We start from the raw sequence: 5,486 nt of genomic DNA, 5'->3' as shown, positions 1-5,486 counted from the left end.
TGGAGTCCACGATCGGCCTGTTCAAGACCGAGCTGATCAAGCCCCGGCGGCCCTGGCGCACCCTCTCGCAGGTCGAACTCGCCACCGCCGAGTGGATCGACTGGTACAACCACCGCCGGCTCCACGGTGAGATAGGCCACGTTCCGCCAGCCGAGTACGAGACCGACTATTACCTCACCACCACAAAGCCGCAGGTCACAACCACAACCTGAGATCTCTATCGAACCCGGGGCGGTTCACTACGCTCTGTCTCTCGTCCGTGTCGCCGAACTGACCGTCGACCGGTTTCAGCGCGACAAGGGAAGCGCCTACCTCACCATCGACCGCAATCCTGTCCTGCTGCCGCCCAAGCTGGGCTGGCTGATCGAGCAGAAGATCGCGCAACGGGGGTCTCACTTCATGCTCCGGCCGCAGCAGGAACACGGCCCCGCCTTCCTGCTACCCGGACGGTTCCCGAACCGGCCCCTCAGCGCAGGACGGCTCCACACACTCATGAAGCAGCACGATCTTTCGGTCATCAGCGCACGCAACACCGCAATGCTCGAAGCCGTCGCTGACCTCCCGCCCATCGTGATCAGCGACCTGTTCGGAATCCATCCGAACACCGCCTACACCTGGGCTCAGTACGCCAACGACAGCTGGACCGACTATCTCGCCGCCTGCCAGGAGACCTGCGACTGAGCGTTCAGCTGCCCTGTCTGGCCGGGGCGGGAGTTCAGTGAGGGATCGGATCAGTCCGGCGGTGAAGCCGACGAACGTGGTGTCCCCGACCGACGCGCAAACGCATGAAATTGGGGACTTCGGGGCTGCCGGGAACGGTGCCGTACGCGGCTCCGCTGGGCCCGTGGCAGCGATCCGGGGCCAGTTCGCGACCCCGGGGTCAACCACCTCCGGACAAGCTCCCACAAGCCCGTCCACGCACTTGGCAAACGTGGCCTGACCTGGTGTTTTCCAAGGATTCGCCTAGGCTTAGGAGTTCTGCTGGACAGCATCGGAGGGGACATTGTGAGTGAGGAAGCCAGCAAGTACGACGCCAGCCAGATCCAGGTGCTGGAGGGGTGGGAGGCAATCCGGAAGAGGCCCGGGATGTACATCGGCTCGACCGGTGAACGCGGCATGCGCCACCTGGTGTTCGAGGTCGCCGACCGAGCCGTCAACGAGGTCCTGGCCGGTCACGCCAGCCGCGTCGACATCACTCTCACCCCCGACGGCGGCGTGTGTGTCACCGACGACGGGCGGGGCGTTCGCATCGACGAAGCGGGCGGCACCGGCCTCCCCGGCATCGAAGCCCTGCTGACCCGCATGCAGACCGGGGCGGGGCCCGGCGGCCGCCACGACGTGACGCTCGGCTTCTGCGGGGTGGGGCCCTTCGTCGTCAATGCCCTGTCGCGCCGGATGACGGCCGAAGTGCGACGCGGGGGAACCCGCTGGGTCCAGGAGTACGCCCGCGGCGTGGCCGTCACCCCGCTGACCGAGGCGGGCACGTCGACCGGAAGCGGAACCACCATCGTCTTCTGGCCCGATACCGACATCTTCGGAACTACGGAGTTCTCGTTCGATGGACTGGCGGAGCGATTCAGGGAACTGGCCTTGCTAAACCGGGACTTGGAGATCTCTCTGACCGACCAGCGCCGCCCGGCCGCGTCTCGGTCTGTGCGGTTCCGGTACCCCGGCGGGGCGCGGGACTTCGTCGCCCTCCTCGACGAGCAGGAGGAGGCACCTGCTCACTCGGACGTCGTCGGCTTCGAGCGGGAGGACCCGCGCATGGCCGGGACGGTGGAGGTGGCCCTCCGTTGGCATGGCTCCCGCGAGGAGCGGATCCGGAGCTTCGCCAACAGCCGGCCCACCGGCGGCGGCACGCACGAGTGCGGCTTCCGCGACGGGGTGGCGGCCGCGGTCACCGCGTACGCGCGGGAGCGGCGGCTGCTGACGGCGACGGACCCCGATCTCAGCACCGACCGTATCGGCGAGGGCCTGACGGCGGTCGTGTCGGTGAAACTGGACCACCCCGAGTTCCACGGCGCCATCCGCGACGTGCTGGGCAACGCCACCGTGCGCGCCTGCGTCGGACAGGCCGTCCAGGAACACCTTGGCGGGTGGCTGGAGGAGCACCCGGAGTGGGCCGTAGCCGTCGTCGACCGAATCGTCCGGGGCGCCCGCCGGGACTGACCAGTAACAGGCCGCCCTGCCGGTTCCTGGGAACCGGGCCGGCAGGGCGGCCGACAGCACGCGGTGCTCGACCAGGGCCTCGAAACCGTGCAGTGGGTCCATTCATCGACACCCCGCACGCCATCCGTCACGCTCAACCAGCCGAATAGCGCAGGGTTGGAACACCGCCTCTTCACCAGTCGAGGACGTCACCCTGGTCGACGCCGACCACGACTGCGACGAAGGCGACGAGATCGGCTGGGACGGCCGCGCCGAATGCGGCGCCTGTGGCTGGGCCCTGGAGGCCGACCACGACTGCACCACCGACCAGTAACACCACCGCCCCGGGGGCGGCCCGCGCACCGGGCCGCCCCTCACGCATCGAGGAGCGCGCCTTGCCCAGCACGGAGAGGAGAACCCGGTGAACGCACGAGAGCGGCTTCAGGCGATGATCCGCACCGATCGCGGCAGCACGACGGTCTGGTCCGAGGACGAGGTGCGCGACGCGCTGGACGCTCACGCTGCCGAGGTCCTGGCCACCGCCGCCGAGACCCCGCCTCCGGCCGGTATGGACCGGCCGGAGGCCTGGGACACCACCCGGCGGGCGCGGCTTGCCGTCGGCCGGCTGGCCCGTGCCCTGGCCGAGGAGCCGGACCCGCTGCCCGGCGTCGACCTGGCCGCCCTGGTGGAGGAGTTCGACCGGATGAGGGCGGCCCTTGCCTCGTCCTGGCGGCAGGCCGCGAACCAGCTGGCCGCCGTCCCGCACCACCCCACCGCGCTGACCGGCCCGTACTGGTACGGCCAGGGCTGGGACGACGCCGTCCACCACCTGCACGACATGGCCGACGGCATGCAGCCCGCGCCCCGCCGCCCCGCCCTCACCTCCGACGACACGAAAGGCCGGCCATGACCACCTACACCACCCGCCTGCCCGGCCAACTCCCACCCGGCGCTCCGGGTACGCAGCCCGCCGCCACCCGCCTTGATTCCCCGCGCGTCGAATCAAGCGGCGCCGGCCCGGCTGCTGCCCGCTCCATCGTTTCCCCGCGCGTCGAAACGGACCAGGCTGCGCCGGCCGCGTCCGTCGCGCAGCCGTCCTGTCTCGATGAACACGGCGGAGTCTCGGTGAGCCTGGCTAGCGGCGGACCACCCGTCTCGGTGAAGGTGGCGACGTTGACGGACCGGGACTTCTGCGTCTGATCATCGGGTGGTGTGACGGTTGCTCGGAGTGTTGCCGGTGGGGGCGCCGGCGTTGGTGCGGGGGTTCGAGGTCGCGTATGTCGACCGGGACGGCGGCGAACATCGTGTGGCGTGGGCTGACGCTGCCGGGATGCGGTGGGCCTCCTCCAAGATCCCGGCTGCTTCAGAGTCAGGCACCTACCAGGGTGCGGAGCAGGCTCCGTTCCCGATGGGATCGCCGACGTACTGGCTCACGCATACCTTCGACTCGGCTCCGGGGCCGTCCCAGTGGTAGCCGGTGCGAGTCCAGGTGCCGTCGGGTACGAAGTTCTGATAGCTGACCTCGGTCCAGGTGCTGGAGCCGTCCTTCTTGCGGTAGAGCGCTCCGGTGCAGCCGTGGGAAGAGCTGGTGTAAAATGCGGCGCGAGCCACCCAGTAGCCCTGGGTGTCGTCGTGCATGCCGTCGATCGTTCCAAAGCAGCCCTGGTGGCTGATGGAAACGACCATGCTCTGGTACTGACTGTAGCTGTCGGCGAACGCCGGGGCGGTGCTGAGCCCGACCGAGGCGACGGCGACAGCGCACATCGCCAGAACCTTGAACCTCTTGCGCATGATGTTCCTCCCGTCCGTTGGCCGCCGAGGGTCTCGCGGCCTCACAGTCGCGTGCTGCGGACAGTTGAGAGCATGCATTGCGATGACCTGAGTGGACGTTAAGTCCCCTTTCTCTCGGTTCGTGATCGCTCGTTCGTGTGAACGTCGGCCGTACTGGCGTGCCAGCCGGGGTGTGGGTGATGTTCTGCGGCGCATGGACAGAAGGGCGTATCCGAGCGACTTATCGGATGAGCAGTGGGCGTTGATCGAGCCGATGATCACGGCCTGGAAGCAGGACCGGGTGGCTCGGTCGGCTACCGGGGATCCGGGGGCCTGTGATCTGCGGGAGGTCGTGAACGCGATCTTCTACCAGAACCGGACGGGCTGTCAGTGGCGCTACCTGCCCCATGACCTGCCGTCCTGGTCGGCGGTGTTCTACTACTTCGGCCTGTGGCGCCAGGACGGGCTCGACCAGCGGATCCAGGAACTCCTGCGCTGCCAGGTACGGGAGAGGGCTCGCCGATTAGAGGACCCGTCCCTCGTGATCATCGACACCCAGTCCGTCCGCGCGGCCGCCGGTGTCCCGAAGACCACAACGGGACTGGACGCGAACAAGAAGGTGTCGGGGCGCAAGCGGGGACTGGTCGTCGACGTGCTGGGACTGATCATCGGCGTCGTCGTCCTGGCCGCCTCCGCACATGACAACGCCGCCGGCACCGCCCTGCTCGACCAAGCCGCCGAGCGGTGCGGCAACCGCCTGGAGAAAGCCCTGGTGGACCAGGGCTTCAAGGACGAAGTCATCATCCACGGCGCCCTGCTGGACATCGACGTCGAGGTCATCCGCCGCAACCCGGCCGACCAGGGCAAAGGCTTCGTCCCGCAGCCGAAGCGATGGGTGGTGGAGCAGACGAACGGCACGCTGATGCTGCACCGGCGCCTGGCCCGTGAGTACGACCACCGGCCCGACACCTCCGCCTCACGCGTCTACTGGGCCTCCACCGCGAACATGACCCGCCGCCTCACCACACCGAGTCCAGCCTGGCGCGACACCCTCGGACTGGCCGCGTGAACGTCTCCGAGCTCCTGGCCGGCCTCCAGGCCCAGCACGACGAGGCCACCACCCGGGCCGGGGAACTACGCGGTCAGATCGAACACCTCACCGCCGCCCTGGCCGAGACCAACGCACGCCTCGCGGACCTGGGCACCACCCGAAAGATCATCGCAGACATCGCACCGGCAGCAGGATCCGAACCCGATCCACCCGAGACGAACACGGCCTACCAGGCCATCGTGAACGCCTTCAACCAGCACCCCAATCAGGCGTTCCGGGCCCGCGAGCTGCACGAACTTCTCGGCATGCCCACCGACGAGGCGTCCGTAAACATCACCCGCAGCCGCCTCGGACGCCTCACTCGCCAAGGCTTCCTCACCCAACCTGAACGAGGTCGTTACCAGAAACGGACTTAACGTCCTCTGACAGCCCTTCGGCTTTCATGAGGCGGGAGACCGTGCACTGGGCGACGGTGTGGCCGCGTCGCTGGAGTTCGGCCCAGACTTTGCGGTAGCCG

10 protein-coding genes are annotated in these 5,486 nt (G+C 68.4%); 7 read left to right on the top strand and 3 right to left on the bottom strand.

The genetic code is table 11. The features are described from left to right. The 3 genes from ACH4J0_RS42750 to ACH4J0_RS42740 all read left to right on the top strand — a co-directional run. Window positions 1-212: integrase core domain-containing protein (locus ACH4J0_RS42750; protein ID WP_396246594.1), on the top strand; the 212-nt coding region annotated here is incomplete at its 5' end. A gap of 280 nt (window positions 213-492) precedes the next feature. After that, on the top strand, window positions 493-681 hold the full coding sequence (locus tag ACH4J0_RS42745) for a hypothetical protein (RefSeq protein WP_396246593.1): 189 nt from the start codon (window positions 493-495) through the stop codon (window positions 679-681). 324 nt (window positions 682-1,005) lie between these two features. Continuing rightward, on the top strand, window positions 1,006-2,169 hold the full coding sequence (locus ACH4J0_RS42740; RefSeq protein WP_396246592.1) for an ATP-binding protein: 1,164 nt from the start codon (window positions 1,006-1,008) through the stop codon (window positions 2,167-2,169). 172 nt (window positions 2,170-2,341) lie between these two features. On the opposite strand, the gene ACH4J0_RS42735 is transcribed toward ACH4J0_RS42740, so the two are convergent. Further along, window positions 2,342-2,554, bottom strand: coding sequence for a hypothetical protein (locus tag ACH4J0_RS42735; RefSeq protein WP_396246591.1), 213 nt, complete (start codon window positions 2,552-2,554; stop codon window positions 2,342-2,344). A 15-nt stretch (window positions 2,555-2,569) separates the two neighbouring features. Here ACH4J0_RS42735 and ACH4J0_RS42730 point away from each other — a divergent pair, with 15 nt between their 5' ends. After that, window positions 2,570-3,058: a hypothetical protein gene (locus ACH4J0_RS42730; protein WP_396246590.1), complete on the top strand. Its 489-nt coding sequence runs from the start codon at window positions 2,570-2,572 to the stop codon at window positions 3,056-3,058. After that, window positions 3,055-3,348: a hypothetical protein gene (locus ACH4J0_RS42725; protein WP_396246589.1), complete on the top strand. Its 294-nt coding sequence runs from the start codon at window positions 3,055-3,057 to the stop codon at window positions 3,346-3,348. The genes ACH4J0_RS42730 and ACH4J0_RS42725 overlap by 4 nt, the downstream gene beginning before the upstream one ends. A gap of 177 nt (window positions 3,349-3,525) precedes the next feature. Here the strand turns inward: ACH4J0_RS42725 and ACH4J0_RS42720 are convergent, their stop codons facing one another. Further along, complete coding sequence (locus ACH4J0_RS42720) at window positions 3,526-3,939, bottom strand: hypothetical protein (protein ID WP_396246588.1); 414 nt, start codon at window positions 3,937-3,939, stop codon at window positions 3,526-3,528. 193 nt (window positions 3,940-4,132) lie between these two features. Between ACH4J0_RS42720 and ACH4J0_RS42715 the strand changes: the two genes are divergently transcribed. Both ACH4J0_RS42715 and ACH4J0_RS42710 read left to right on the top strand, forming a co-directional pair. Further along, window positions 4,133-4,987: an IS5 family transposase gene (locus tag ACH4J0_RS42715; protein ID WP_396246596.1), complete on the top strand. Its 855-nt coding sequence runs from the start codon at window positions 4,133-4,135 to the stop codon at window positions 4,985-4,987. Then, window positions 4,984-5,385 (top strand): hypothetical protein, encoded by a 402-nt coding sequence (locus ACH4J0_RS42710; RefSeq protein WP_396246587.1) that lies wholly within the window; start codon window positions 4,984-4,986, stop codon window positions 5,383-5,385. The genes ACH4J0_RS42715 and ACH4J0_RS42710 overlap by 4 nt, the downstream gene beginning before the upstream one ends. Here ACH4J0_RS42710 and ACH4J0_RS42705 read toward each other — a convergent pair. After that, on the bottom strand, window positions 5,345-5,486 hold a 142-nt coding region (locus tag ACH4J0_RS42705; RefSeq protein WP_396246595.1), incomplete at its 5' end, for an IS3 family transposase. The two genes, ACH4J0_RS42710 and ACH4J0_RS42705, sit on opposite strands and share 41 nt — an antisense overlap.

The organism is Kitasatospora sp. NPDC017646 (assembly GCF_044329365.1).
GTDB lineage: Bacteria > Actinomycetota > Actinomycetes > Streptomycetales > Streptomycetaceae > Kitasatospora.
Note: the sequence above shows the minus strand (reverse complement) of the source record. Positions and strands in the feature narration are given on the sequence as shown.